General features: G+C 39.0%; 23 protein-coding genes. 7 read left to right on the plus strand and 16 right to left on the minus strand.

The genetic code is table 11. The features are described from left to right. Positions 1–84 precede the first annotated feature (84 nt). Positions 85–1083: a metal ABC transporter solute-binding protein, Zn/Mn family gene (locus P8610_RS03760; RefSeq protein WP_394603139.1), complete on the plus strand. Its 999-nt coding sequence runs from the start codon at positions 85–87 to the stop codon at positions 1081–1083. Between the two features lie 34 nt (positions 1084–1117). On the opposite strand, the gene P8610_RS03765 is transcribed toward P8610_RS03760, so the two are convergent. The 3 genes from P8610_RS03765 to P8610_RS03775 form a co-directional block, all read right to left on the minus strand. Then, complete coding sequence (locus tag P8610_RS03765; protein ID WP_394603140.1) at positions 1118–2926, minus strand: ABC transporter ATP-binding protein; 1809 nt, start codon at positions 2924–2926, stop codon at positions 1118–1120. 2 nt (positions 2927–2928) lie between these two features. Next, a complete protein-coding gene (locus P8610_RS03770) occupies positions 2929–4692 on the minus strand; it encodes an ABC transporter ATP-binding protein (RefSeq protein WP_394603596.1) in 1764 nt (587 codons plus the stop codon). 186 nt (positions 4693–4878) lie between these two features. Next, positions 4879–5415 (minus strand): copper resistance CopC family protein, encoded by a 537-nt coding sequence (locus tag P8610_RS03775; protein WP_394603141.1) that lies wholly within the window; start codon positions 5413–5415, stop codon positions 4879–4881. 221 nt (positions 5416–5636) lie between these two features. Here P8610_RS03775 and P8610_RS03780 point away from each other — a divergent pair, with 221 nt between their 5' ends. After that, on the plus strand, positions 5637–5723 hold the full coding sequence (locus P8610_RS03780) for a YjcZ family sporulation protein (protein ID WP_082820548.1): 87 nt from the start codon (positions 5637–5639) through the stop codon (positions 5721–5723). Here P8610_RS03780 and P8610_RS03785 read toward each other — a convergent pair. From P8610_RS03785 to P8610_RS03795, 3 genes are all read right to left on the minus strand, one after another. Continuing rightward, complete coding sequence (locus P8610_RS03785) at positions 5720–5872, minus strand: hypothetical protein (RefSeq protein ID WP_394603142.1); 153 nt, start codon at positions 5870–5872, stop codon at positions 5720–5722. The two genes, P8610_RS03780 and P8610_RS03785, sit on opposite strands and share 4 nt — an antisense overlap. 225 nt (positions 5873–6097) lie before the next feature. Continuing rightward, positions 6098–8191 carry a peptidoglycan D,D-transpeptidase FtsI family protein gene (locus P8610_RS03790; RefSeq protein ID WP_394603143.1) on the minus strand — a complete coding sequence of 698 codons (2094 nt, stop codon included), beginning with the start codon at positions 8189–8191 and terminating at the stop codon, positions 6098–6100. 144 nt (positions 8192–8335) lie between these two features. Then, positions 8336–9391 carry an EAL domain-containing protein gene (locus P8610_RS03795; protein WP_394603144.1) on the minus strand — a complete coding sequence of 352 codons (1056 nt, stop codon included), beginning with the start codon at positions 9389–9391 and terminating at the stop codon, positions 8336–8338. Between the two features lie 94 nt (positions 9392–9485). On the opposite strand from P8610_RS03795, the gene P8610_RS03800 reads away from it, so the two are divergent. The 3 genes from P8610_RS03800 to P8610_RS03810 are packed head-to-tail and all read left to right on the plus strand — an operon-like array spanning position 9486 to position 12035. Beyond that, positions 9486–10265, plus strand: a complete 780-nt coding sequence (locus tag P8610_RS03800) for an ABC transporter permease (protein WP_394603145.1) — start codon at positions 9486–9488, stop codon at positions 10263–10265. Positions 10266–10268: 3 nt separating this feature from the next. Beyond that, entirely contained in the window at positions 10269–11054 is a 786-nt protein-coding gene (locus P8610_RS03805; protein ID WP_394603146.1) for an ABC transporter permease, read from the plus strand. Positions 11055–11066: 12 nt separating this feature from the next. Continuing rightward, a complete protein-coding gene (locus P8610_RS03810; RefSeq protein WP_394603147.1) occupies positions 11067–12035 on the plus strand; it encodes an ABC transporter ATP-binding protein in 969 nt (322 codons plus the stop codon). 85 nt (positions 12036–12120) lie between these two features. Here the strand turns inward: P8610_RS03810 and P8610_RS03815 are convergent, their stop codons facing one another. The 5 genes from P8610_RS03815 to P8610_RS03835 all read right to left on the minus strand — a co-directional run bounded on the left by P8610_RS03815 (position 12121) and on the right by P8610_RS03835 (position 17262). After that, positions 12121–12243 (minus strand): hypothetical protein, encoded by a 123-nt coding sequence (locus P8610_RS03815; RefSeq protein WP_289496055.1) that lies wholly within the window; start codon positions 12241–12243, stop codon positions 12121–12123. 176 nt (positions 12244–12419) lie between these two features. Further along, on the minus strand, positions 12420–13277 hold the full coding sequence (locus P8610_RS03820) for a patatin-like phospholipase family protein (RefSeq protein WP_394603148.1): 858 nt from the start codon (positions 13275–13277) through the stop codon (positions 12420–12422). Positions 13278–13582: 305 nt separating this feature from the next. Continuing rightward, on the minus strand, positions 13583–15184 hold the full coding sequence (locus P8610_RS03825; RefSeq protein WP_394603149.1) for an SH3 domain-containing protein: 1602 nt from the start codon (positions 15182–15184) through the stop codon (positions 13583–13585). Positions 15185–15473: 289 nt separating this feature from the next. Continuing rightward, a complete protein-coding gene (locus P8610_RS03830) occupies positions 15474–16250 on the minus strand; it encodes a Cof-type HAD-IIB family hydrolase (RefSeq protein ID WP_394603150.1) in 777 nt (258 codons plus the stop codon). 73 nt (positions 16251–16323) lie between these two features. After that, positions 16324–17262: an EamA family transporter gene (locus P8610_RS03835; RefSeq protein WP_394603151.1), complete on the minus strand. Its 939-nt coding sequence runs from the start codon at positions 17260–17262 to the stop codon at positions 16324–16326. 336 nt (positions 17263–17598) lie between these two features. On the opposite strand from P8610_RS03835, the gene P8610_RS03840 reads away from it, so the two are divergent. Further along, a complete protein-coding gene (locus P8610_RS03840) occupies positions 17599–17802 on the plus strand; it encodes an alpha/beta-type small acid-soluble spore protein (RefSeq protein ID WP_289496060.1) in 204 nt (67 codons plus the stop codon). A gap of 235 nt (positions 17803–18037) precedes the next feature. Here P8610_RS03840 and P8610_RS03845 read toward each other — a convergent pair whose 3' ends face one another. Together P8610_RS03845 and P8610_RS03850 are read right to left on the minus strand one after the other, a co-directional pair. Beyond that, a complete protein-coding gene (locus P8610_RS03845) occupies positions 18038–20464 on the minus strand; it encodes a DUF6359 domain-containing protein (protein WP_394603152.1) in 2427 nt (808 codons plus the stop codon). A 215-nt stretch (positions 20465–20679) separates the two neighbouring features. After that, entirely contained in the window at positions 20680–21318 is a 639-nt protein-coding gene (locus P8610_RS03850) for an SOS response-associated peptidase (protein ID WP_394603153.1), read from the minus strand. Between the two features lie 72 nt (positions 21319–21390). Here P8610_RS03850 and P8610_RS03855 point away from each other — a divergent pair, with 72 nt between their 5' ends. Beyond that, a complete protein-coding gene (locus P8610_RS03855; RefSeq protein WP_394603154.1) occupies positions 21391–21621 on the plus strand; it encodes a hypothetical protein in 231 nt (76 codons plus the stop codon). Here the strand turns inward: P8610_RS03855 and P8610_RS03860 are convergent. From P8610_RS03860 to P8610_RS03870, 3 genes are read right to left on the minus strand one after another with little or no spacing between them, the layout of a single operon-like run. Next, entirely contained in the window at positions 21581–22714 is a 1134-nt protein-coding gene (locus tag P8610_RS03860; RefSeq protein ID WP_394603155.1) for a GerAB/ArcD/ProY family transporter, read from the minus strand. The genes P8610_RS03855 and P8610_RS03860 overlap by 41 nt on opposite strands. Then, on the minus strand, positions 22711–23931 hold the full coding sequence (locus P8610_RS03865; RefSeq protein ID WP_394603156.1) for a Ger(x)C family spore germination protein: 1221 nt from the start codon (positions 23929–23931) through the stop codon (positions 22711–22713). Before P8610_RS03865 ends, P8610_RS03860 begins: the two co-directional genes overlap by 4 nt. Continuing rightward, a complete protein-coding gene (locus P8610_RS03870; RefSeq protein WP_394603157.1) occupies positions 23928–25574 on the minus strand; it encodes a spore germination protein in 1647 nt (548 codons plus the stop codon). The genes P8610_RS03865 and P8610_RS03870 overlap by 4 nt, the downstream gene beginning before the upstream one ends. Positions 25575–25629: the final 55 nt, after the last annotated feature.

The raw sequence follows: 25629 nt of genomic DNA on the forward strand, positions 1-25629 counted from the left end.
TTCATCATAACAATAAATAACATTTTACAAATCGTAATCATTCCGTTTATAATGAGTAAGGATTGTTTGAAAGGAGAGTTTATTATGAAAAAAATTGGTTTACTTAGTGCAGTTATACTATTGCTCATAACAGCAGCATGCGGAAACAACAACGCATCTGATAAAAAAGACGGCACATTGACAATCTACACAACAATGTATCCGTTAGAATATTTTACAGAAAGAATTGGTGGCAAGCATGTGGAAGTATCCTCTATTATACCTCCTGGTGCCGACGCACACACGTATGAACCCTCAACAAAAAAAATGGTGGAGATCACTGAAGGAGATGCATTTGTTTATAACAAATTAGAATCAGACGAATTTTCCTCTTCAGTTGCAGATACGCTAAAAGAAGAAGACATGCCAATTATTGATGGTGCAAATGGTATTACGTATCATGAATCAGATGAGCATGTTGATGAGCAAAAAGATGAACATAAAGATGAACATAAAGATGAACACGATAGCCATGAGGGTGAAGAAAAAGGGCATGAGGAAGAAGCTCACCATGACCATGGTTCTATTGATCCGCATATCTGGCTTGATCCGGTCTTAGCTCAACAAATGGCAGATAATATCTATAACGGACTTGTTAAATTAAAACCAGAAGCGAAAGAGACGTTCCAAAAAAATCATGAAGCATTAATTTCAGATTTAAAAGAGCTAGATTCATCTTTTAAATCAAGTGTTGAAAACGCACCTAAGAATTCTTTCATTGTGTCTCATGCAGCTTACGGATATTGGGCTGAGCGTTACGGCTTAGAACAAATTGCAATCAGCGGACTTTCTCCATCACATGAGCCAAGTCAGCAGCAGATTCAAACCATTATTGAAAACGCAAAAAAAGAAAAAACGAATTATATCTTATTTGAAGAAAACGTGAACAATAAAGTAGCTGCGATGATTAAAAAAGAAGTCGGCGCAGAAACGATGACTCTTCACAACTTAGAAACATTAACGAAAAAAGATATCCAAAATGACCGTGACTACCTAACGATTATGAAAGATAACATTTCTACTCTTTCAAAAGCCTTACAATAAGCAAAAACGCCAGGGGAAAATTCCCCGGCGTTTTTTATATGGCATCAAGCATCTTAAATTGAGAAACTACAAGGTGATAATAAATTCCTTCAGCGTTCATAAGCTCTGAATGGTTACCTTGCTCCATAATTTCTCCATGATCAAGAACAACAATATTGTCAGCTTCTCTTATAGTAGAAAGTCTGTGGGCAATGATAATAGCCGTTCTGTCCTTTAACAAGGTCTTTAATGCTTTTTGTATCTTTTGTTCAGACTCCGTATCAATGCTTGCTGTCGCTTCATCCAGAATCAAGATATCTGGATCAGCGAGAAGGGCTCTAGCAAAAGAAAGGAGCTGCCTCTCACCAACGGATAACACGTTCCCTCGTTCTTCTACTTCTGTTTCATATCCATTTGATAGCCTCTCAATAAAAGCATGAGCACCAACAGCTTTAGCAGCACTTCTTACTTCTTCATCAGATGCATCTGGTCTTCCGAAACGAATGTTGTCCTTAATCGTACCAGAAAAGATAAACGTGTCTTGAAGAACCACACTCACTTTTTCACGTAAGCTTGCCAAGTTCACATCTTTTAAATTCTTACCGTCGATCAAGACTTCACCTGCGGTTGGATCATAAAATCTGCTCACTAAGTTTGCGATTGTAGTCTTACCTGAACCCGTATGACCCACTAGAGCTACTGTCTGACCACCTTGTATGGAAAGATCGATTCCTTTTAACGCTTTTCGGTCAGCGTTATACGAAAACTCAACCTCTTTAAACTCGATATTCCCTTTGATCTGTGAGAAGGAATACGCATTTTCTTTTTCATGCACATTCGGCTTCTCGTCTAGAAACTCAAAAATTCTTTCCGAAGATGCCATACCTACTAAAAGCTGATTATACACTTGGCCTAGCCTTGAGATCGGCTCCCAAAACATGCCGAGGTAAAAGGCAAATGTAACAAATACCCCGATTTCCAACGCTTCACCTTGAATCAAGTAGGAACCAAACCAAAGCAGAATGGCTGTTCCGATCGCGTTTGACATTTCAACGAATGGGCGGAACAACGCATTTTGCTGTGTAGCTGTTCTCCAGCTGTCATACGTTTCGTTGTTCACACCGTTAAAAAAGTTCATGTTCTCTTTTTCTTGAGTATAAGATTTCGTAACCCGAATTCCTTGAATGCTCTCGTTTAGATGCGAGTTTAGCTTGGCTTGTTTGATTCGAACAACCTGCCAAGAACGTCTGATTTTTTTTCTAAGACTGGTTGAAATAAAGAACATTAGTGGAAGAATGACCATAATCGCCAAAGTGAGCTCCGGGCTATAAACAAACATGATCACGATAATGCCTAACAGCAAGATGATATCCATGAGGACATTGATAACCCCATTCGTGAACAAATCTTGCAATGAATTAACGTCGTTTATGATTCGAACTAGTATGGAACCAGCAGAACGCTGATCGAAAAATCGATGTGACAGACGCTGAATGTGTTTAAACAGATGCTTCCGTATGTCATAAATCACATACTGGCCAAGATAGTTCATCCATTTGATGCGAAGTGTATTGGCTCCCCACGAAAGCAAGTAAAGCCCTGCAATCGCAATAATTAATTTTATTAGCAGATTTGTATCTTTGTTCTTGATCGCATGGTCGAATGTCAGAACCCCAATAAACAAAGGTACGACAAGTCTAACAGCGGTTGAGACAATCATAGCTAAAATCGCTTTCGGCAATAAGTTCTTGCTGTAAGGTTTCATGTATTGAAACAAGCGAATGATCTGTCCCCAGTTGAACGGCTTGTCGATGACTTGTTCAGATGAATATCGAAATCGTGTTCTCTTATTTGTTTCTTTCACTATTACACCCCCCGCCCTGTCATTTGAAACACTTTATCTTTGTCTTGGTATTGAATGTCATAAATTCTGCGGTAAGCTCCTGATTCTTCGCTAATGAGCTCTTCATGTGTTCCGCGTTCAATCACTTCTCCCTCATGAAGAACAAGAATCTCATCAGCATGTTTTAGTGAAGAAATTCGGTGAGCGATAATAAATGTCGTCCGGTCGTTCATCACTTCTTTTAAAGCTTTTTGTATTCTGAATTCAGTTTCCATATCTACCGCACTTGTAGCGTCGTCAAGAATTAAGATGGTCGGGTCGATCAGTATGGCTCTTGCAATTGAGATTCTCTGCTTTTGCCCACCAGAAAGTCCGAGTCCCCTCTCTCCTAACACTGTGTCGTATCCGTCAGGGAGCTCCATAATAAAGTCATGTGCTTGTGCTCGTTTGGCTGCATCCACAATATCATCCATATCCGCATCAGGGTTACCGTATGAAATGTTGTCTTTGATCGTTGAAGAAAACAAAAAAGACTCTTGCAGCACGGTACCTATGTTCTTTCGAATCGTTCTAAGCGAATACCTTTCAAGTGGCTTCCCATCGATAAGAATGGAGCCTTTCTCTGGCTGATAGAATCTTGACAGAAGCTGTGTGATGGACGTCTTCCCTGAACCTGTTGCCCCAATTAGTCCAATCGTCTGTCCAGGTTTAGCTGTAAACGTTACATTTTTAAGAGCATCTTTTTTCTCATTTTTATAACGATGCGTTACGTCTTCAAAGACTACTTCTCCATCAAAGCGAACCCTTTCAAGTTCCCTGTCTTCCACGTCCATCTCAAGAGGTTCGTCTAAGATCTCTAACAATCGTTCTCCTGAAGCTTTCGATTGAGAAAAAGTATTCATGATAAACCCTAGATTCATAATCGGTCCCATAATGTACCAAACGAGGCTAAAGAAAGCAACGAGCTCCCCTGCTGTCAGGTTCCCTTGAATAACAAGATAACCTCCATAAGCAAGTAGCAGGACGACAGAAAGGTTTCCGATCAATTCCATGATTGGAAAGTATCTTGCCCATATTTGGGAGGTTGTTAGAAATTGAGATTTATAGTCCTCATTCGATTTATCAAATTTATTAATCTCAAAATCTTCACGAGATAGTGACTTTACTGTATTGATACCGCTAATATTTTCCTGAACCTTCGTGTTGAGGTTAGCCATGGATTTTCGAATTCCTCTAAAAGCGGGATGAACTTCTTTATCAAACTTGTAAACGACGATTGCGAGGAAAGGCATCATGCATAGTGTAATGATGGCCAAAGGAATGGAATAGAAGAACATAACAGAAAGACTGAAGCCAACGATTAGAACAAAGTTAATAAGCTGAGAAAATCCAAACGACAGAAAGAAGCGGAACCCTTCCACATCTGCCGTAAGTCGGGACATGAGATCACCCGTTTTCGCGTTATCGTAATAATCAAATGGAAGAAACTGCAGTTTTTCATACAATGATTCCCGAAGCTGGTAGACGGAACTAATGCCGAACAGATCTCCATAGAACTGGTGACTATATGTAGCAGCCCCTTTAATGGCCATGAGTATGATAAAACCGATTGCTACATAAGGGACGAATGAATATTCCCCTTTAATAATGATCTCATCAATGGTAAATTGCAGGACCATTGGATAAACAACGGTAATTCCTGAAACAAGAAACAACGTAAGAATCGACCAATAAAAGTACTTTTTATAAGGCCAATAAAAGTCTTTTAATCTTCTGAATGTATCCAGATCAATCACCCTCCCCCTATTTAAAAATAAAAGACAATATACATCATATAACAGAATAGTTAGAAAAAACTATAATTTTGCTCATTTTATTTATAAAACACAAAATAAAATATCAACTTCGTTAAACAAGTCACCCCCTCTCCTATCGTACTAAAAAAAGCCTCGATATATTCGAGACTTCTTACATTAACGTTTTCTTCTGAATGCAAAGAACGATACGATGGCAATTACTATCACGAGGCCAATCGTAAGGGGTGCAAAATAGCTTGGGTTTTTTGGCTGATCTTTTTTCTCTGTATCTGGCAATGCTTGCTCACCAGTGTCTTCTTTTTTGTCTTCTGGATTTTCTTCTTGCGCTTGATCTTGTTCAGGACGATCTACAGAAAATGTATAGTTTCCTTCAATCACATGACTGTCGGCACCAATAATTTTGTAGACTACCGTATAATTGCCATTCTCTAACGGATTGTTGATCGCACCAGTCATTTGGTCATCTTCAATACTGATCTGGAGAGGAATTTCTTTATCACCGTTTTTTAAAGTCATCGTACTTAGCGATTCAATCTTTGTTGAAAAGGTTAAGACGACTGCTTCAAGATCTGTTGTAACCTTTTCTCCTTCAGCAGGTGTTGATGATTCAAGTTCGGAATGAGCAAACGCGGATAAAGGCAATTGTATAACCATTATCAGCAATAAAATAAAGGATAAGAGCATTTTTTTCATAACTTGACTCCCTGTACCATATTTTCTTTCTCTCTTCATTAAAACAAAGAAAAGGCATTCCTCACAAGTATTCAGTCTTTACAAATACTTGACACTTTTGTGGTCAAACATACATTTTACGCCTATTTTACTGGAATCTAGGCTCCTGCCCACTTCGAAAACGAAAAGAGGCATAGGATATATGGAATTAACAATTGCAAGAATTAAAGGAGGAAAAATCGATGGGTTATTCTTATGGCAATTCTTTTGCATTGGTAGTAGTGTTATTTATTCTATTGATTATTGTTGGGGCAGCTTGCTTCTGCTAATAATGAATAGCGAGAAAGGAGAAAACCGGCTTAGGCCGGTTTTTTTCTTTTTTCTTTTGGCAATTCATGTTGTTCTTGAAAGTAGTTGATTTCGCTCCAGGTGCTCGCTTTCCGCGGGGCAGGCGGTGAGCCACATTCGTACGTTTCACGTATAAGTGTCTCACCTGCCGGCTTTCATGGAAGTATCTTGCTCCTGCGTCTATAAGCAGATTCTCGGAGGTAAATTCCTCGTCGCATGCCTGGCATAGAAGATAATCAGGTGGTAGGCACGCACCTTACGCTCCAATCAACTTGTCAATGAAGAAAGTGATGCAAAAAACCCAATAACAAAAATCTTATAGAAATTTGCATTTACATAAACAAAAAACTCAGCATCATTGTGCTGAGTCCTCTGCCGCTTCTTTATCTTTTTCTAAATTACCGTTTACCGTCTCTGCGTTTTCACCGTATTTTTCTTTTAAATCCCAATACGCTTCTAATGCGCGCTGTCCGATGTATTTATTGACTTTTTGAAAATTACCTTGTGGTGTTCCTTCTGGGACAACAACCGCAAATGCAATCTCAGGATTTTCAAAAGGTGCATATCCAACTAATGTAAGGTTATGTTTTTCAACTATTTGCCCCGTTCTCGGATGTTTAAGAATTCGTTGAGCTGTTCCAGTTTTTCCGGCAGGATTATGATATTTTTCTGCATCATCAAAATAGCTTTTTGCCGTACCACCTGGGCTATGCATAACTTGCCAAAATCCTTGTTGAACTCTTTTAATATTCTCCTGAGACATTTCTAGTCTATTTAAAATCTGGGGCTCAAACCGTTTTAAAAGCTTTCCACCATTACCTGTTGAATCAACAGGTTCTCTAATCTCTCTAACTAGCTGGGGCTTAACTCGATAACCGCCATTAGCTATTGTTGAAACATACTGGACTAATTGGAGAGTGGTGTAGGTATCAAATTGACCAATTCCTAAGTCATATAATGTCCCCGATTGACCTTCAATCGGAGTACCTCTATATCCAGTTGCTTCATCTGGAAAGTCTATACCTGTTTCAACACCTAATCCAAATTGACTAAACATGTACCGGGCTTCATCATATGTTTCTGTCCAATGTTCAGGTCCAATCATCCGGTCCATAATATTGAACATATATACGTTAGAAGACATTCTTAGAGCATCTAGTTCATCAATGTATCCCATGTTTTTCCAAGATGATTTTGGTTGACCACCAGCTATCTTAAAAGGTCCATCATATAATACTGTACCTCTAGAAATTACTTTCTCATGCAGTCCAGCTAATACTGTTGCACCTTTGACTGTTGAACCCATCTCATATGAATTAAATAATGCTCCATATTCCTGATTAATGAATTTTCCATTTTCATAACGTTTGCCGGCAATCCCTTTAATTTCACCTGTTTTTGGATTCATCATAACGATATATGCAGAGTTTAATAGATCATTTCCTGGCAAAGGTTTTGCTTTTAATATTTCTTCCTCTAGTATTCGTTCTAACTTGAATTGCAATTCCATATCAAGGGTAAGTACAATATCTTTTCCACGTTGTCCTGGAATAGTTTTAGGCTCACCGATTGTTTTTCCTGTTTTAGGGTTAGTTAAATATACAGATTTTTCTTTGGTACCCCTTAAAACCTGTTCATATTGTACTTCTAAACCACTAATACCTACTTGATCACTTCTGTCATATTCCCTTGTCATAAAATGATCCATTTTCGACTTAGGTATTTGTTTAACAGCTCCAAAAATGGCTGATCTTCCATAAGGATAGATTCTCTCTGAATCCGCCATTATATCAATCCCTGGCAGGTCACCTAGATTTTCAGAGATAATGGAAACTTCTTGATTGTCTAAATTCGTTTTAATGCGCTGTGCTGAATACGCATACCCTGTTTCCATCGCGCGTTTGTATGCAAGAATCTTAATGTCTTCATCTGAGAGACTTTTGATTTCTTCCTCGGTAATCTTATCAACAAGCGCTTTATATTGATCCTTGTCGCTCAGCTTCTTTTCTTTCTTGCTGAGTCGTTCTTCTATTAGTTCAGTTACATCGTGTTTTGCAATGAAATAGTCTTTCTTATCGCGTTCTGTAATCTTCTTTTCTTGATCTTTTGTTACGCCAAGGCGTTCAGCCAGCCATTTTGCAATCCGCATCGTGTCTTCTGCTTTTGTATCTACTGTTTTTGTATATGTTAAAGAAAAGAAAGGTTTGTTTCCAACCACTTCGCGGAAGTTGCTGTCCAGCAGCTTTCCACGCGGTGCTTCTTTCCTCGCAATTACTTCTTCAACTGCTTCTGACTCTATACGTTTTTCCTCTCCATTTACGATCTGGAGAACACCTAACCTTAAAATTAGGACAGAGAATAGAAAAAAGACGACCAAAAACAAGACATTTAAACGAAAGGGTACTTGTGTTTTCTTCCTCTTTCTTTCCGGATCCGCTTTCGTTACCATCATTCCGCTCCTTTTGGAAATTTTCCCGTTAATTTTACAATTATATTACAAAAGCTTCTATCTATAGATTACTAGAAGTTGACCACAATTCCAAGATATTCATCAAAAAAAACCTTATCTTTTTTTGATAAGGTTTTAAGGCGTTTAAAGGGCTGCTGCGGTAAGGCTTTTTGTAGGTACAGGTCTTCCGTAATAGTAGCCTTGTGCGAGCTCAACACCACAGTTTAAAACGACCTCTGCTTCCTCTTTTCTTTCTATGCCTTCTGCCAATACGACCGCATTTATTTCCCTTGCTACTTCTACAATCTGCTGAATCATTTCTTTTTTAGATTCGTCTTCATCACAGAAAGAAATAATTTTGCGGTCAATTTTCACATAGTTAGGTTTCAGTTCTTTTAATACTGCAAGAGTTGAATGGCCGGCACCTAAGTCATCAAGTGCTACTTTCATTCCTTGATCTTGGTAAGCCTTTAAGATGCTCTTCAAGTGATCTATGTCTGCAATTTCTTCTGTTTCCACAACTTCAAACACCAAGTCATTCGGATCAACTCCTGCCTCGGCTGCTGCTCTAAATGTTGTAGCCAAACAATGCTTTGGATCATAGATGGATGACGGAAGGAAGTTAATGAAACGCTTCACTCCTCTAGGCACTGCTCCAGAACTATTCTGTATGGAGGTGATTCGTGCATTTCCATCTAAGAGGGCTTGTAATCCTGATTTTTCAGCATACTGAAAAAGTTCGTAAGGTTTAAATTCAATACGATCCGGCAATGGGCGAAGTAAAAATTCATACCCATAAATTTCTTCTGTCTGCAATGAAATAATAGGTTGTGAGTATGTAGTGAACAATTGCTGTTGTATAACTTCATAAAGATCTCTGTTTTTTATTCTTTCCCTAAAGTGAGGAAACGGGATCCATGTAATAAAGCCATTTGCTTCCTCGAAAGTTAGAGTAAGCGCACAATAGAACGATTGTATAGCTTGGTTATTAAATGTGCTTGAAAGACCTTCACATAGTGATTGGAGTAAGGGAAGATTGTTGTATTTTGCAGATACCGCATTCGATGATGCCATTACCTCTAAGCCTACCTCAGTAAAAAGCTGCTCCAAACTTTGTAAAAGAACAGGATGGTCTGTACGGATATGAATGAAACCTTCTATAGGGAAATCACGTGATGGTCGACACTGAGAACATGACATTACAAAACCTCCAAAAAAGAATTGCAAACTTTTGTAAAATTTGCTATTTTATAATTCTGCGCTTTAAAAATGACAACTACATAAAGGGGGACTTATGGTTTATTGGATTCTTCTACAAAAGAGCTTTATGCGAAATATGCAGTATAAAGTTGCCCATTTGATCAATAATGCGGCCAGTGCCATCTTTGGCTTCGTATTTATTGCGATATGGGTCGGTGTATTACAAGGTAAAGAAAATGAAAGTCCCTACAGTGCACTGGACATGACGTATTACATTGCTGCGGTTCAATGCATCCTTTGGCTCTCAGGATTTCTTACAGCGGGACTGAACATTCAAAACGGCGTAAGAAATGGCGCCATTTCATTAGAACTCGTAAGACCTATCAATTTTTTTCTGTATGTTACCTCACAAGAAGCTGGCCGGTTATTGTATAACTTTTTCTTTCGTTCCATTCCGATTGGGCTTGTTTTTTCACTAACAGTTGGTTTCTATGTACCTCAACACGTACCAAGTTATCTATTTTTATGTATTTCAATCTTTTTAGCTATAATCATATCTATCAATCTGCACTACTTGGTTGGGATCAGTGCTTGCTGGACAACTGAGATTGACTGGGCACATTTTGTTAACTTCACCTTACTAATAGGTCTTGGCGGACAGCTCGTACCCATCGATTTACTTCCTGCCCCACTGTCTTTCATCACACCTTATTTACCTTTTGCTGGTGCAATCTATTATCCGGTAATGATATTCCTTGAAAAAGTGTCGAGCGAGGTTTTATTCATACAGCTTTTTTGGGCTGTTTTATTAACGCTCATGAATTTGTGGCTCACCGAAAAAGCACGCCACAAATTAGAAATACAAGGAGGATAAGGTATGAATCTTTATATAAAATTGATTTCGGGAAGCCTGCGATCTCGCATGCAATATAAAATGAACTTTCTTGTATCCTCCTTATCATACGGACTGATTATGGCTGTTGATTTTGTCTTACTGGCTGCTATACTGCAGCGTTTTAATGATGTGAAAGGTTGGAATCTTTTTGAAGTGGGCTTGTTGTACGGAATCTCATCCGTTGCAATTACGCTCTACCGAGTATTTTGTGTTGAGGTACATAATTTTGAACGATACATGGTCGAAGGCGAATTTGACAGTCTTCTGATCAGACCCGTTTCTCCTTTATCGCTGCTCTTAACGAAAAATTTAGATCTGTCACGTATCGGCGGTACGATACAAGGAATACTTATCCTTATTATTTCTATTATCGGTCTGAATTTAGAGAACGTTGAATTATTTTTACTATTGATTTATTTACCTATATCAATTTTAGCAGGGGTCATTATTTGTTTTTCACTTGGTCTTTTGACCGCAACCATTGCCTTTTGGACGCAGAGAATTAAAGATTTTCAAACGTTTACGCTGTACGCACCTTTTAATGCAGCCAACTACCCGATGAACATCTATCCGGGCTGGCTGAAGATTATCTTTTTCACAGTTATTCCAGTCGGATTTATGAATTACACCCCTATTCTTTTTCTGTTGAATAAGGGCGGAAGTCTTTGGAACTTAGCATTGCCTCCGGCGGTTGCTATCGTTTTTCTATTTCTATCATTACGTTTCTGGCATTTTGGAATTCGTCACTACCACAGTACAGGCAGTTAAGGAGGTCTACTTATGATTGAAGCTCACAAGCTCAACAAGCATTTTAAAATCTATGAAACAAAAAAGGGATTTATCGGATCATTTGCTTCCCTTCTTTCCACTAAACATCACATTGTAAAAGCAGTAAACGATATTTCTTTTTCAATTGAAGAAGGAGAATTTGTGGGCTATATCGGTCCTAACGGTGCGGGAAAATCTACTACGATTAAGATGCTATCTGGCATCCTTCACCCTACTAGCGGAGAAATTAAAGTCGGTGGTCTGAGCCCGCAAAAAAGAAGAAAAGAAGTTGCCAAGAAAATAGGGATCGTCTTTGGCCAGCGTACACAGCTTTGGTGGGACCTTCCTTTAAGGGACTCTTTTGATATTTTAAAAGAAATGTACAAAGTACCTGACGGAAAGTATGAGCAGTTTTTAAAATTATACGATGATATGCTTCAAATCGGAAAGTTCATGGATACTCCAGTTCGCAAGCTTTCTTTAGGTCAGCGGATGCGCGGTGATCTTGCAGCGGCGATGATACATGACCCAGATATACTTTTTTTAGATGAGCCTACGATCGGTCTCGATGTAAACGCCAAAACAAGTATTCGAGCTTTCTTGAAAGAACTGAACCAAAATGAGAAAAAAACAATCCTGTTAACGACGCATGATATGGATGATATTGAACAGCTGTGCAGCAGGGTGATCGTGATTAACCACGGACAAATTGTTCTTGATGGAACATTAGAAGACCTGCGAAAAAATATTGGATTGCCAAGTGTAATGGAGATCCAATATCGTGTTAAGCCAAATATTAAGGAAATATCGTTAAACGGCATTGAAAAAATGAAGTGGGAAGAAGAAAAGTTAGTGATTGATTATGACCGCTCGATCCTCTCCTCCCCTCTTCTGCTTCGAAACGTAACAAAATGGGGAGAACCAGTCGATATCCAGATGAAAGAGCCGGATATCGAGGAAGTGATTCAAAAGATTTACTAGCTTAAGAAAGCTTGCTGCAACTGACCCATTTGTACGAGTCGGTTGCGGCAAGCTTTTAATATGGCAGTTTTCGTAAACTTTGTAATTATTGAAAGTGGTTGATTTCCGTTCCAGGTGCTCGCTTTCCGCGGGGCAGGCGGTGAGCCACATTTGTACGTTTCACGTATAAGTGTCTCACCTGCCCGCCTGTCCCGCAGGAGTCTCCCACCTTGCACTCCAATCAACGGTCACAGTAGAAAATAATAATGAAGTTGAAAGCAACACCCTTTTTGAAAATTATTCTGCAGATAATCTGTCCGTTTCAATAGATAATCTGTCGGATTGATTCATTAATCTGTCCGATTGAAAAGATAATCTGTCCAATCTAGTCCGTTCATTAAAACTTTAGTTTGCTAGCCAGTTTTTTAGTTGTTCAAGCTGGTTTAGTGCATCTAGTCTGCCTTGTTCATAAAGGACTCCGAGTCGTTTTGGGTCCCGCTCCACTCGTTTTACTTTCATCTTCTCTAGCGGACGCAGCACGAATAGGTTCCCTTTTTCCTCTTCATCCTCTATAAAATCCAGAGTTTCATTATATTTTAAATAACGGCCTCGTAAGCTTTCATCAAGTCCTGTATAGTCAGGGTAAAACCGTTTTGTCACCCAAGTCATTTTCGGCTTTTTCTTACGATATCCATGGTTTTGCGTAAGTACGACTACTCCTTTTTTCACCCCGTCATCTAAAGCTTTATGAACAGGGATGGGATCGGCTATGCCGCCGTCCATCATATGCCCACCCGCAAGTTCAACCACTGGAGCAATAAAAGGGATCGATGACGAAGCACGCAAAACTTTAGAGATATCCATTTCTTCATAATCTTCCCTGCTTAAATATACAGGTTTTCCTGTTCTAACGTCTGTAACAACCACAACAAAACGCTCTTCTGACTGCTTAAACGCTTGATAATCAAAAGGCACCAACCGGTTAGGAAGCTCATCAAAAATAAAATCCATACCGAACAATCCTTTTTTCTTAAACAGCCAATTTTTATATGAAATGTATTCTGGGTGTGAGCTGAATTCCAGGTTAACCGTTCGATTTCTTCCATGTTGTCTGGAAAGATAAGAGACAGCATTACAGGCTCCTGCAGAAGCTCCTATTACATATGGAAAGTAAAGATTGTTCTCCATGAAAACATCAAGTACACCCGCGGTATAAACACCGCGCATTCCTCCACCTTCAAGAATAAGTCCAGAGTTCTCCAAATTTGTCACCACCTATTGTTAACTAACTTTACTATTTATGATTTTAATTATATGTAAAAAGCGGGTAGGAAATCCAGTAAAGTGTTTTTGTTGCAGAGACCGCCAATACAGCTAACGTGAAATTAATCTAATTAACGTGAATATATGACGATTAACGTGAAATTATTATTAGCAGTACGCATCATAAGGACAGATTCTACTTTTGTACTCTCTAATAAAACAACTAATAACAGCAGTATATCGGTTTCCGCAAAAAAGCGGTATTTCAAAAGTTCATCGCTTTTGAAAACACCGCCACTGCTTCATTATTGAAAATATTTAGCCAGTCCGCTCGTAATTCCTGCAGCTGCTTTTGATTGAAAGGAATTGGTCTTGATCGTCATTTCGTCGGATGGATTTGATAAAAAGCCTAATTCCACCAAAACGGCAGGCTGTTTGTTCTCACGAAGAACGTGAAAATTTCCAAATCGTACATTTCCGCCTTTAAGTCCTGTGTTCGCTTGAAGCAATCCTGTGTGAACAGAGTCTGCTAATTTAATATCTTTTTGGCCGTAATAAAAGGTTAAAAGGCCTGTTGCTGATTTATCAGCAGCCGAATTATAATGCAAACTTACAAATGCATCTGCAAAATGATAATGGCTAATCTCTACACGTTTGTTTAATGAGATATAGCTGCTGTCACTGCGTGTCAGTATTACGACGGCACCTGCCTTGCTTAGCTCTGTTGCTAACAATCTCGCACTCATCAGTGTAAGATCAGCTTCTAATGTTTTAGACGATTTTCCGACAGCTCCAGGATCATACCCGCCATGACCGGGATCAATAACAATCCTTTTTCCTTTTAATCCTCCAATGGAAGGTTTAGGTACGGGATTTTGATTAGGAGAAGAGGATGTTTGCTGAACAGCTACTAACCATCCAGCAACCCAGGCACTATTACCGTTTGGCAGCTTTAACTGTACCCAATCATTCTTAGATTGAATATAAGCAAATTCGTCCCCTTGATTAACTTTACCAACAATTAAATATGACGTTGAAGGTCCTTGCCTGATATTCACACCATCCGCCATAACAACCACCTTTTTCAAAACAGATGCTGGAGGTGCTGCTGGTGGTTTTGGTTTTGGACTCGATACTACCGGTGAGCTTCCGCTATTAATTGATATATATTGACTCGATACCCATCCTTTTTTTCCGTCAGATGTTTGAATGGACATCCAGCTGCCAGATTCGGATATGATTCGAACAGTTGTGCCATTCTTTAAAGAACCAATAATAGGAGCGTTCAAATTTCCTGAGGTACGGAAATTTAAATATGTAGCGGTAACCGTTCCTGATTTTCCTGTATTCACTGGTTTTGGATCTGCAGGTTTTGGATTTTGAACTGCTGGTGCTTGTCCTGATTGAATCAACAGATAAGCGTTACTAACCCACCCTTTTAAAGAACCATATGTAATGTTCGACCACTTACCCTCTTCTTTAACAACGGTGACAATGGTTCCGTTTTTAAGTGAACCTAGCGCTTTATATTGTGTACCAGCCCCACTTCGAACATATAAGGAAGTCGCAGTTACTTTTGCTTTCTTTGATAAACTTGTTCCGTTTTGAGATTGAGTATTTCGTGATGGAACATTACTTATGTTCAAAAACTCAGCACTTACCCAAGCTCTCCCACCATTGAACGCAATGTTTGCCCACCCTTTTTCAGTCTTAAATACCTTAACAGCAGCACCTTTTTTTAATGAGCCGATTTGTTTGGCAGATGTAGAAGGTTCTGAGCGAACATTTAAGCTTGTCGCATTCACTGTAGCGGTTTTCGTTTCTGCAGATGCAGGACTAACGTGATACGTAGCCATCATGAGGATCGCAATAAGAAATATCTGATAAAACTTCTGATTTACTTTCACCCGTTTCAACTCCTGTTAGAACGTTCTTTACTTGCTGTAAATCTTATATCGTCAATCCTCTAACTTTCATAAACCTTTTTCGCTATAACAAAGCAAATCCCTTCCACATTTCCCTATTTTTATTACTTTTTCAACATTTTCCCTTAAAATCAGACAAACAAAAAACCCTAAGCCAATGGCTAGGGTAATTTAACTTTAAATTATGCTTGCTACAAAATGCCCCGCGGAAAGCGAGTATCTGTAACGGAGATCAACTTTTTTCAAAAACAGCAAGAAATACTAGATCGTTTTAAATTAATCCAAAATGCTTCAATCCGTGATAGATCCCGTCCTCATCAACTGACTTTGTAACATAATCGGCTGCTTCTTTTGCTTCTTTCATACCGTTACCCATCGCGATTCCGGTTCCTGCTGCCGTTAACATCTCAATATCGTTCAACGCATCACCAAACGCATATACATTCTCAGGTTTCATGTTCATTTGCTTCATGAAAGCCTCAATTCCTTTAGCTTTTGAACCGCCTGTTGGCAGGATATCTAATGCATTTTCGTGCCAGCGGATAAAATCAAACGTTCCTTTGTATCCGTCACGGTATACGTGTTCGTGTTGTTCCTGGCAGAATAATAATACTTGATAGACTTCATTTTCTTTATAAAAACCAGGATGATAAACAGGATAGCTTGGCATTAGATTGAACGTACAGTTCTTAATAATCTCATGATTATCCGCATTACTCGTGGCTCTTTCATGATCCAAATAAACAAGTGGATGACCCGCATGTTCTGCTTCTGCTTCAATCTTTAGTATCGATTCTCTTGATAGAGGCGTTTTATGAATCACTTCATCTTTAAATACTACGTAAGATCCGTTAAAACTTACAAATGAATCTACTTCTAATTCTTCACGAATTGGTTCAAACATAAATGGTCCGCGGCCTGTCGCAATGGCAACATGCACTCCATTCTTCTTTAGCTGTCTGATACTCTCTTTCGTGCTGTCAGGAATTTTCTTCTCATCGTTAACAAGCGTTCCATCTATATCAAAAAACACTATTTTGTCATTCATTTCGCATCGTCTCCTGTTGTAAGTTCTACCCTACAATAGTGGTACGATTCCGTATAAATGTCAAATCATGCGTTTACTTATTAACAGTTCCGCCAATTTTCAATATTCCTTTTTCAGGCATGGAGAGTAAGAAGACGGTTAGAATGATCAGCATGCCTCCTGCTGTTTGAAAGTTTCCAAAAGCCGTTCCCAACCAAACGACCGAAACAATGGTTGCCACTAATGGTTCTGCACTTCCAAGCAAACTCGTCTCTGTTGAAGTAATGTATTTTAAGCTGTCTAAGTATAGATAAAACGGCAAAAGGGTTCCGAATACCACAACAAATGAAAGCATCCAAAATAAAGACAATGACCAATCAATAAAACCTGCCTGCCACGGCTGCGTAAAAATTGAAACAGTCAATCCTCCCAATAGCATCGCCCACCCTACGATGGTTGCAGACGCGTATCTCTTTAACAGCCGAACAGGATAAACGGTATAAACAGCAACGGAAACCCCTGACAACACACCCCAGAAGATCGCTTCTTTGGAAACCGTGATCTCGTCTAAACTTCCGTTTGTTAACAGCAAAAAGGTTCCTGAAAGTGCCATGAGTACGGCAATCCATTCTTTTCGTTTTGGCCATTTTAAAAATTTTAAAGCAAAATAGATTGTGATGAACACTGGCCCTAGAAATTGAAGAAGAGTTGCTGTCGGTGCGTTACCTGCCTCGATACTTAAAAAGAACGTAAGCTGAGCGCCTAACATTCCTGTTAATGAAAAAATAATCAAATCGATTCTGTCTCTTTTGTTTCTCCAAACTTCAAAAACATTATGATGAAGTGAAACAAGGATTAAAAGAAGTGCACCTGCCATCATCATTCGAACAGACACTAGCCATGTCGCTGTTACGGCTGAATGGGAGAAGATCCATTCTGCTGCGTTACCGGAGAAACCCCAAAGCGAAGCACCGGCTAATGCCAGTCCTATTCCTTTCCATCGGGAAAAATCTTTATTTTCTTGATTTCCCATTACACCACCCGCTCTCTTATGTGCATGCATATTCTCTTTTTTCTATAAAAGTCCTTCTTCATTATAAAACGAAATTCAGCAATTCCTATATCTTTTATGTATCCGCTAGTTTAAAGCCTTTACATAAGAAAAGCACTGAACTGGAATCCAGCTCAATGCTTTTCTCGAAAATAAAAATAGGGGGATGATTTATCATACGGCATGGCAGTGTTTTTGTGTCGGTTTATTAAAAAATATGCGAATACCTACTATTTCTCTCATCTATAAAAATATTTTTCTGCACTCGCATAATTTTGTAAAAGATATCCAAACTAGTAATACAAGGAGGTGATACATATGGCACGTAACAATTCTAATGAATTATCAGTAGCTGGAGCACAAGCAGCTTTGGATCAAATGAAGTATGAAATCGCTTCTGAGTTTGGTGTACAACTAGGACCTGACACAACATCCCGTGCGAATGGATCTGTTGGTGGTGAAATCACTAAACGTCTTGTCCAAATGGCAGAACAGCAACTAGGTGGCGGATACCGTCGCTAATAACAGGAATTCTTTATATGTGGGCTGAACTCTTAGGAGTCAGCCCTTTTCATATTTTAGGATATTTACGGTACGTGAACTTTTTACACGTTCACCAGTTAGCCTGCAATTTACACCGATAAACAAGCTGCTTTCAATTAAAAACAGCTTAATTGTAACGATAAGCCTTAATATAGAGAAAGCTGGCTTAGTTATGTGCTAATCACATAACCTACAAGCCAGCTTTCTTGTATATTTATCTTACTTTATCTAGCTTCACTTGAATCAAAACAGGATCATGGTCGCTCGCACGTCCGTGCTCTTCCATGAACTGTGAGTTGATATGAACGATATCTACCTTAGTTTTCTTAGCCATGTTGTTCGTTACTAAAATATGATCAAGTACTTGGGCGTTACCTTGATAAGAGTATGTGAAACGCTCATTAAACGGTACTTTCTCAATCATGTTTGTCAGTTCTTCACCTTTTAATATTTCAAGTGATTTGGTGAATTCAAAATCGTTGAAGTCCCCAAGAAGAACTACTTTTGCGTTCTTATCTTCTTCTTTAACGTCTTTTACAAATCCATTTACGATTTTAGAGATTTGAAGTCGCTGCTCTTCACTTCCCAAGAATGGAGGCTGGTTCTTACCGAATAACGGTTGATCCCCGCCTTTAGAGTTAAAGTGGTTCGCAACAACTATTACACTCTCTCCATTAAAATCGAATTGTGCTGCTACCGGCTTACGGCTGTCTTCAAAAGCAGGATTCATTGGATCAATGCGGCCTGGGTTAAGAGTTAGTTTGCCGTCTTTGTAATCTACAGCTTCTGTTGAAGTCCCTTTTGTACCTTCCGCAAGTGAAACGCGTTCAGGATTGTAGATGAATCCTACACGGATGTTACCGCCTGGCTGTCCGCCGTCTTGATTGTTTTCAGGTGCAATATCTGTGTAAACATATTCAGGTCCGCCTTGAGCCGTAATTTCAGCAATTAAACGGTCAGCGCTTTCTTTTGCATCAGTAGTCCCATCATTTGTAGACCCATTCCCATCTTGCATCTCTACAAGTCCTACAATATCAGGAGACTTTAGGTTGTGAACAATCGAGTCTGCAATTCTGCTAACTTTTTCATCTGAAGTTCCCTTTTCATTTGCTGTAAAATTCTCAACGTTGAAGCTCGCAATTGTCAGCTCTTTATGTTTTTCATGAATGCGTGTTACTTCCGGTTTTGTATTACCTTCAACGAACGCTGGAAGGTCTTCCACATCCGTTAATACTTTATAGTTGCTAAAGCCATAGCTTACAACACCAGTAATAGCACCTTCAAAATAGTCACCTGATTTAGCAACGAAATCTTCATCACCCATATCTACGAAAATACGTTCAGGGTTGTAATCAAATTCAGTAATGTTTAATCCCCCAGCAGAATTAAGTCTGCTGTATTCTCCGCGATCTGGAAGAACAACGAGTTCACCATATTTTTGAGGTGCAATCACAGCAGGGTTATTAATTTCTACAAGCATACCTTCTAGGCTTTCATAAAAGTCGATGCCATCTTCTTGAGGATCAAATTCTTTGAAGTTATCGTTATCGATTACTTTTGTAGGCTGTTGCAGGCCGAACATTCCGATTACTAAAGCACTTGGAAGTACATGGTGTTCTTCTAAAATTGAGATACTTCCGTTTTGAGCATTAATTTCAGTCATTGCTAGATCAGTTTTCAATTTATCTGAGTAACCTTCTAAAACCCATTCTTTAACTTGGCCATTTACAGAAACGACATTGCCTACCGTTTGTCCATGATCTGGCTTATATACAAGGATTCCTTCAGATGTATTAGAATCGTTATCTGGTTCTAAATCTTGCATGTAGAAATTTCTGTCATCAACTACTTTTGTTACGATACCTTCTACACCTTCAACTGCTTTATCTGCAACAGGTGAATTGTGACCAGCACCTTGGATATCATGAATGCGAAGTCCTGAAAGTGCTACTTGATATTTAAACTCAGCAATACTGCTGTTCTTAAGACCTTCTTTTACAGCAATCGCTTTGATTGTTACGTCATCATTAATTACAATTGGTGCCGTGAAAAGAGTGCTATCTGTAGTTGGGTTTGATCCATCTACTGTGTAATAAATTGCTGCATCAGGTGTTGCAGTTGAAAGAGAAACACTAGTTCCTTTTGAAACAATTACCCCTGTAAGTGAAGAAGTTACATCTTCTACTTGTGGTTCAGTAGGTGTTCCGTCTACAAATGTAAAATATTTAGCGTTCTTATGTCCAGGTACAGAGAAGTATTCTAATAAGTCACCTGTTATTTGAACTTTTTTCCCCAGGTTATCCGGGTTACTTTTAAGATTTAACGCTGTTCTTAAAGCTGTGGGCAATTGAACAGGCATAATCTTTGCCTTATCTGTTTCATTAGGAGAATCTGCAATTACTAAATTAGTCTCTTGTGTAAAAGGACCTGTAAATTGATAAGAAATGGATGTGCCACTTCCACCTTTTACAGTACCAACAATATAACCCTCAACAGTCTGATCAGTTTGTTTCTGATTAGCAATCGCCTCACCAACCGTAAGAACGTCAGCTGCCGAAGCGGTTTGCTGCAGTGGTAAAATCATGCTAAGTACCATCGCTAACATGATACCTATATTTGTGAATTTTTTCGTCATTTTCATGAACACATCGGTCCACCTACCTAACTTTTAGTATGTAAAACTTCGTCAATTCATGAAAAATATAACACAATTCTGTCGAGGTTAATGTTAGTTTTATGTTAAAACAGTTAGAAAGACTTACAATAAATTTACAAACTAGTTCTGATTTACCACTTACATTATAAAAAAATAGCCAACATCCTCTCGTGGATCGTCAACCATTGAAAAGAGTCGGCTTATCTTGTATTCAGATTTAATTCTGATGAAACTTGTTCGACAAATAGCTCAGGATTATTATAATGCAAAATGGATAGCAACTTACCTTTTTCCGTGTAACGATCTAGCCACACATCTCCTTCATCAGCCTCAAGAATAACGGGCATACGATGGTGGTATTTCTCCATAGAAGAATTGGACGATTTAGTTAGAATGGAACACGTAATCCTTTCCTCTTCTTTTCCATCTACCTCACCAGCCCACCTTGACCATATACCAGCAAAAGCAAAGGGCTTTTTTTGCACTAATGAAAACTGATAAGGCTGTTTTTTATTTCCTTCTTTTACCCATTCGTAAAACCCGCTTGCTGGTATCAAGCATCTTCTTTTGTAAAAAGATTCTTTAAAGCTTGGTTTCTCATCAACCGTTTCACTTCTAGCATTGATAAGTTTATACCCGATTTTCGGGTCATCTGCCCATTTCGGCACAAGTCCCCATTTCATGTAGCCTGCCCGGTTGCCATTACTTGCTTTTACGATCGTAAGGATATTTTGGCTAGGCGCAATATTGTAGCGTTCATCATAATCAAATTCATTCATTAAGTTAAAAGCATCAATAATCACATCTTTGTCGTAATAGAGCATATATCTACCGCACAAAACCCAGCACCTCATTTCATGATTGGATAAGGAAAGCAATCCAGTGAAAACTAAATACAGGAGGCGATATTTTTGAAAAATCCTGTAATCATTTACATTATACTGCTTTTCAGCATGATCTCATTAACGTTAAGCATCGACTGGTATATGGGCATGACACCGATCAACGTGCTCAGAACTTCTATTTTTTCATTCTTTCGCTATGTAGATAAAGTGGAATACACCCTTGTTGTGATACTTATTATTTTGCCAATCTTAACCTTTATTTTGTCGAAGTGGATGGAGAAGAAGCAAAATGCTTAAGCTTCTTCCGTCTCATCAAAAAAACAAGTATGAAAAGAGCTGGTAAAACAACTTGAAAAGGTACATGTATATAATGCGGGACTACTTTTAACCCTTCTGTAATATGTTCCACATAATTTGCTGCAATAATGATGGAAGAAAGAATGAGAACGATTCCAATGGGTCCGATTAGCTTTTTTTCATCCTTCACATCAAATACATCCTGTGCGGCCTTAACTGCTACATAAAAAAAGACGGATATCTTAAAAAATCCTCCAATAATTAAGGTGAACACGACCAATGCATCTAACCTCTGAATAAACTCTCCTAGATTGATTTTCGCTACAGCTGCAAGTAACGGGAAATAGACATGAGTTGCAACATGTCCGCCGAGGATCGCAATGTCCATCGCAACTGTCGCACTTAAGATAACTCCGCTTATCGCCATGGCCACTAGGCCTACCGTTAATGCCTTGCTTTTCTTAGTTGTTTTCAAATATGGAAACAGCATCGTAAAAACAACCATTTCTCCAAAAGGAAACGTAGGTGTTACAGGGAATGCGGCCTTTAAGACAGGCATAAAACCTTTTCCTAGAAAGGGAAGCAAGTAATTGTACTCCATCAAATCTGCTGATAATACAAGGATTGCCAATGTAGCTCCTAGAAGGACCACAAGAGAAAAAATAATTTCCCCTGTTCTTACAAGTACCTCAAAGCCTAATTTCAAAACGTAAACGATTGTTGCAATCATTAAAGTATTTACAACAATTATTGGTGTCTGGACAAACACCGCAGATAATAGCAGACTCCCAAAGTCACGCAGTACCCTTGAAGCCAAGTACATAAAATACATCAAATAACAGAAGCCAAATATTTTTCCTACATGCTTTCCAAATAAGACTTGAAGATACTGCGTTAATGACATTTCTGGAAATTGATTGTACAAAAAGAAATAACCTAAGAAGAGAACCATCCCGCACAGCATGCCGAGCAGGATGGCAAACCAGGCATCTCTTCCTGCATCCATTCCGAGACCTACAAGGATGGCACTGCCTAGTTCAAACAAAACGATGATGATAAAATATTGCTGAATATCTATCTTATACGTTTTCATTTTGGATCCTCTTTCTTTTCTTCAAATAAAAACGGTGATGTTCGTATTCCAGATCTTCTTATACGCGAGTCAACATGTACGTTTACTTTTAACTCCGGAAAAATTCGTCGGTACTCTTTTTTATAAACATTACGCCATTTCTTTGGATTTTCTCGATATAATAATTCTCCAAACCCTAGTACATCGCTGTTAAAGCTTTGGGCAGCTTCAATCGTTTTCTTAATTTCTTTTTCGATAGCAGCGTTAAAGTTTTTCTCGATTTTAAGTATCTCAGATGGCTTCTCTAGATTCACTGCACAATTCGCCTCAGCGATGTTTGCTTCTGGATAAACAGTTATGTTTATGGAAGGTTCGTTACTTTTCGTATTTGCTGACAGCTCCGTGTTAGAGCGTACAACCTCGATTGAATATCCCACTTTATTCCCCTTACACGGGACCGTAATAGCAGAACTGGTAAGCTTCCCTCTAACCCAGAGAATACCTCTTGCTTCAGGACCGTCAATCCATCCCTTTAACTTACCGTCCTTAAATACTCCCATTCCTGATAACTGAATTCGGGCCGGATCTCCCACCTCATAGTTTTGTGCGGTTACCGCCAATTCTTTATCACCGTTTAGCCGAATTCCATTAATAAGAGGCTCTCCGCCTTCATTAATAATCGATTGAAGTACTTCGTTAATATCTTGCTGCAAATTTTCTCCCCAGTTTTTTTCTGAAATTTGAAGAATCGTTGCTACCTCGTCAGACGTTACTTTGTCGATCGCAGTAAAAGTACGCAGAATTTTTGACGGTGTTGTGCCTCTGGCTATCAGAACTTGAATCGTAGACCGTACTTCGGGATCACGTGAGATCATATCCAGCGCTTGATAAATACTGTCTTTTGCTAGTTTTTCGCTAAACACAAGCATCCTTGCATGCGCAAAAAACAAGCGTCTTGAAGTTTGCTTTGAAGCTTTTCTTGTTGCTTCCATCAAGTTACGGCCTTTTGCTTCATATACCGTAAAAACAGGCTGTTTCCCTCCTCCTGCTCCCGTAATCCCAGGGGCTACTTCTGTAGGATTCACTACTTGATACGAAACGATGAGATCACCTTTTTTATCAATATTAATTCCGATGCCCATAACGATTGAGAGTTCGTCCAGCTCATTTTGGTCCCAGCACCCTGTTAAAAAAAGAAGACAGATTATTAGAGAAAGACTGCATTTAAGATAATTCATCTTGTTGTCTCCTCTTCTCTTTTTTTCTTTACTTGGTAAGTCTGGGTACGTGTTTGATTTTTCTTTGACAGCTTTTCTGGCCGTTTAAACAGCTTTGTACCTGGAAAGCGAAAGAGGCTGTCTTTAAGGTCCTCTGTTTGTATGGGTGCAAACGGGCTTAAATAAGGATAACCAAAAGATCTTAAGCTTGTTAAATGAGCGATAATAACGATTAAAGCAAGTGTAAGTCCATAAAAACCAAATACAGATGAAATAATCATTAATGGAAATCGCAATAACCTGGCAGAAGTTGCAACTGCAAAGGAAGGAATGGCAAAACTGGCCACTGCAGTAATTCCTACTACAATTACCATTGCAGGGGACACAAGCCCTGCCTGCACGGCTGCTTGTCCTAAAACGAGAGCTCCTACAATTGATACAGCTACACCAACAGCACGCGGCATCCTAATTCCAGCCTCACGCAATATTTCAAACGTGATTTCCATGACTAATGCCTCTGCGATCGCTGGAAACGGTACACCTTCACGCTGAGCAGCAATACCAAAAAGAAGGGTGGACGGAATCATCGCTTGATGGAATGTTGTCAGCGCAATGTAGATAGATGGTGCGATCAGCGAAATGATGAATACCAAAAATCTTAATAAACGCAGAAAGGTACTGATGTCATATCTCATGTAATAGTCTTCGGATGACTGAAAGAATTGAATGAATTGAGTGGGTGCTATTAATGAAAATGGTGTCCCATTCACCATGATTCCTACACGGCCTTCAAGTAGATTACCGATGACCACATCAGGTCTTTCCGTATTCATAAACTGAGGAAAGACGGTCACGGTCTCGTCTTGTATGAATTCTTCCAGCTGGCCAGATTCTAGCAATCCATCTGTTTTTACCTCTTTAATTCTTTCTTTTATCTCTTTAATTAACTTTGGGTTCACGATGTTATCCAAATAAACTATCGCTACATCCGTATGTGTCACATCACCGATTCTGTATTTATCCACCCTTAAATCTGGGGATCGGACTCTTCTTCTGATTAAAGAAATGTTTGTTTTTAGAGATTCCGTAAACGAATCTTTGGGCCCGCGAATCACAACCTCTGATGTAGGCTCTTCAATCCCTCTTACCTGGCCGCCGTTCGTGCCCATCTTGAGACCTTTTGTATTTCCTTCTACTAAAAGAACACTTAAACCAGAAAGAAGTGCGTCCAATATTTCCTCTTCTGTCTCTACATCCAAAACTCTTCCTAGTGCAACCGCATTTTGTTTGATATAGTGCAGTGCATGACCAACGGGTACTGGAGAGGATTGCTTTTCAGAAGTTAAGGACATTAAAGGAGCTAGTATAAATTCGTTTAAGAGCTGAGAGTCATTCATCTCTTCTAAGAACAAGAGAGTAGCTGTAATTTTTCGTTCGAGTTCAAACTCAAACTCTCTTACGATTAAATCCATCGGGTTACCCAGACGCCTTTTTACGCTGTCAACCGTAACGTGTAAGATCGGACTCAGCTTTCCTTCTTTTAATTCTTGTTTTTGGTCCTGGGGCTGAATTCCTTCTGAACTAGTTTTTGATTGGAGAGAAGATGCTTCGCCAAGCTTTTTTTCAGCAATCATATCTGATAATTTCTTATATGTTTTAATCATTGGGCGTTTTCTTCTGTTCCGCATAACCAACCGCCTTTTTACCATTCTTTTCATA

Origin of the sequence: Fictibacillus sp. UD, from assembly GCF_043558025.1 — a bacterium.
Taxonomy (GTDB): Bacteria; Bacillota; Bacilli; order Bacillales; family Fictibacillaceae; genus Fictibacillus.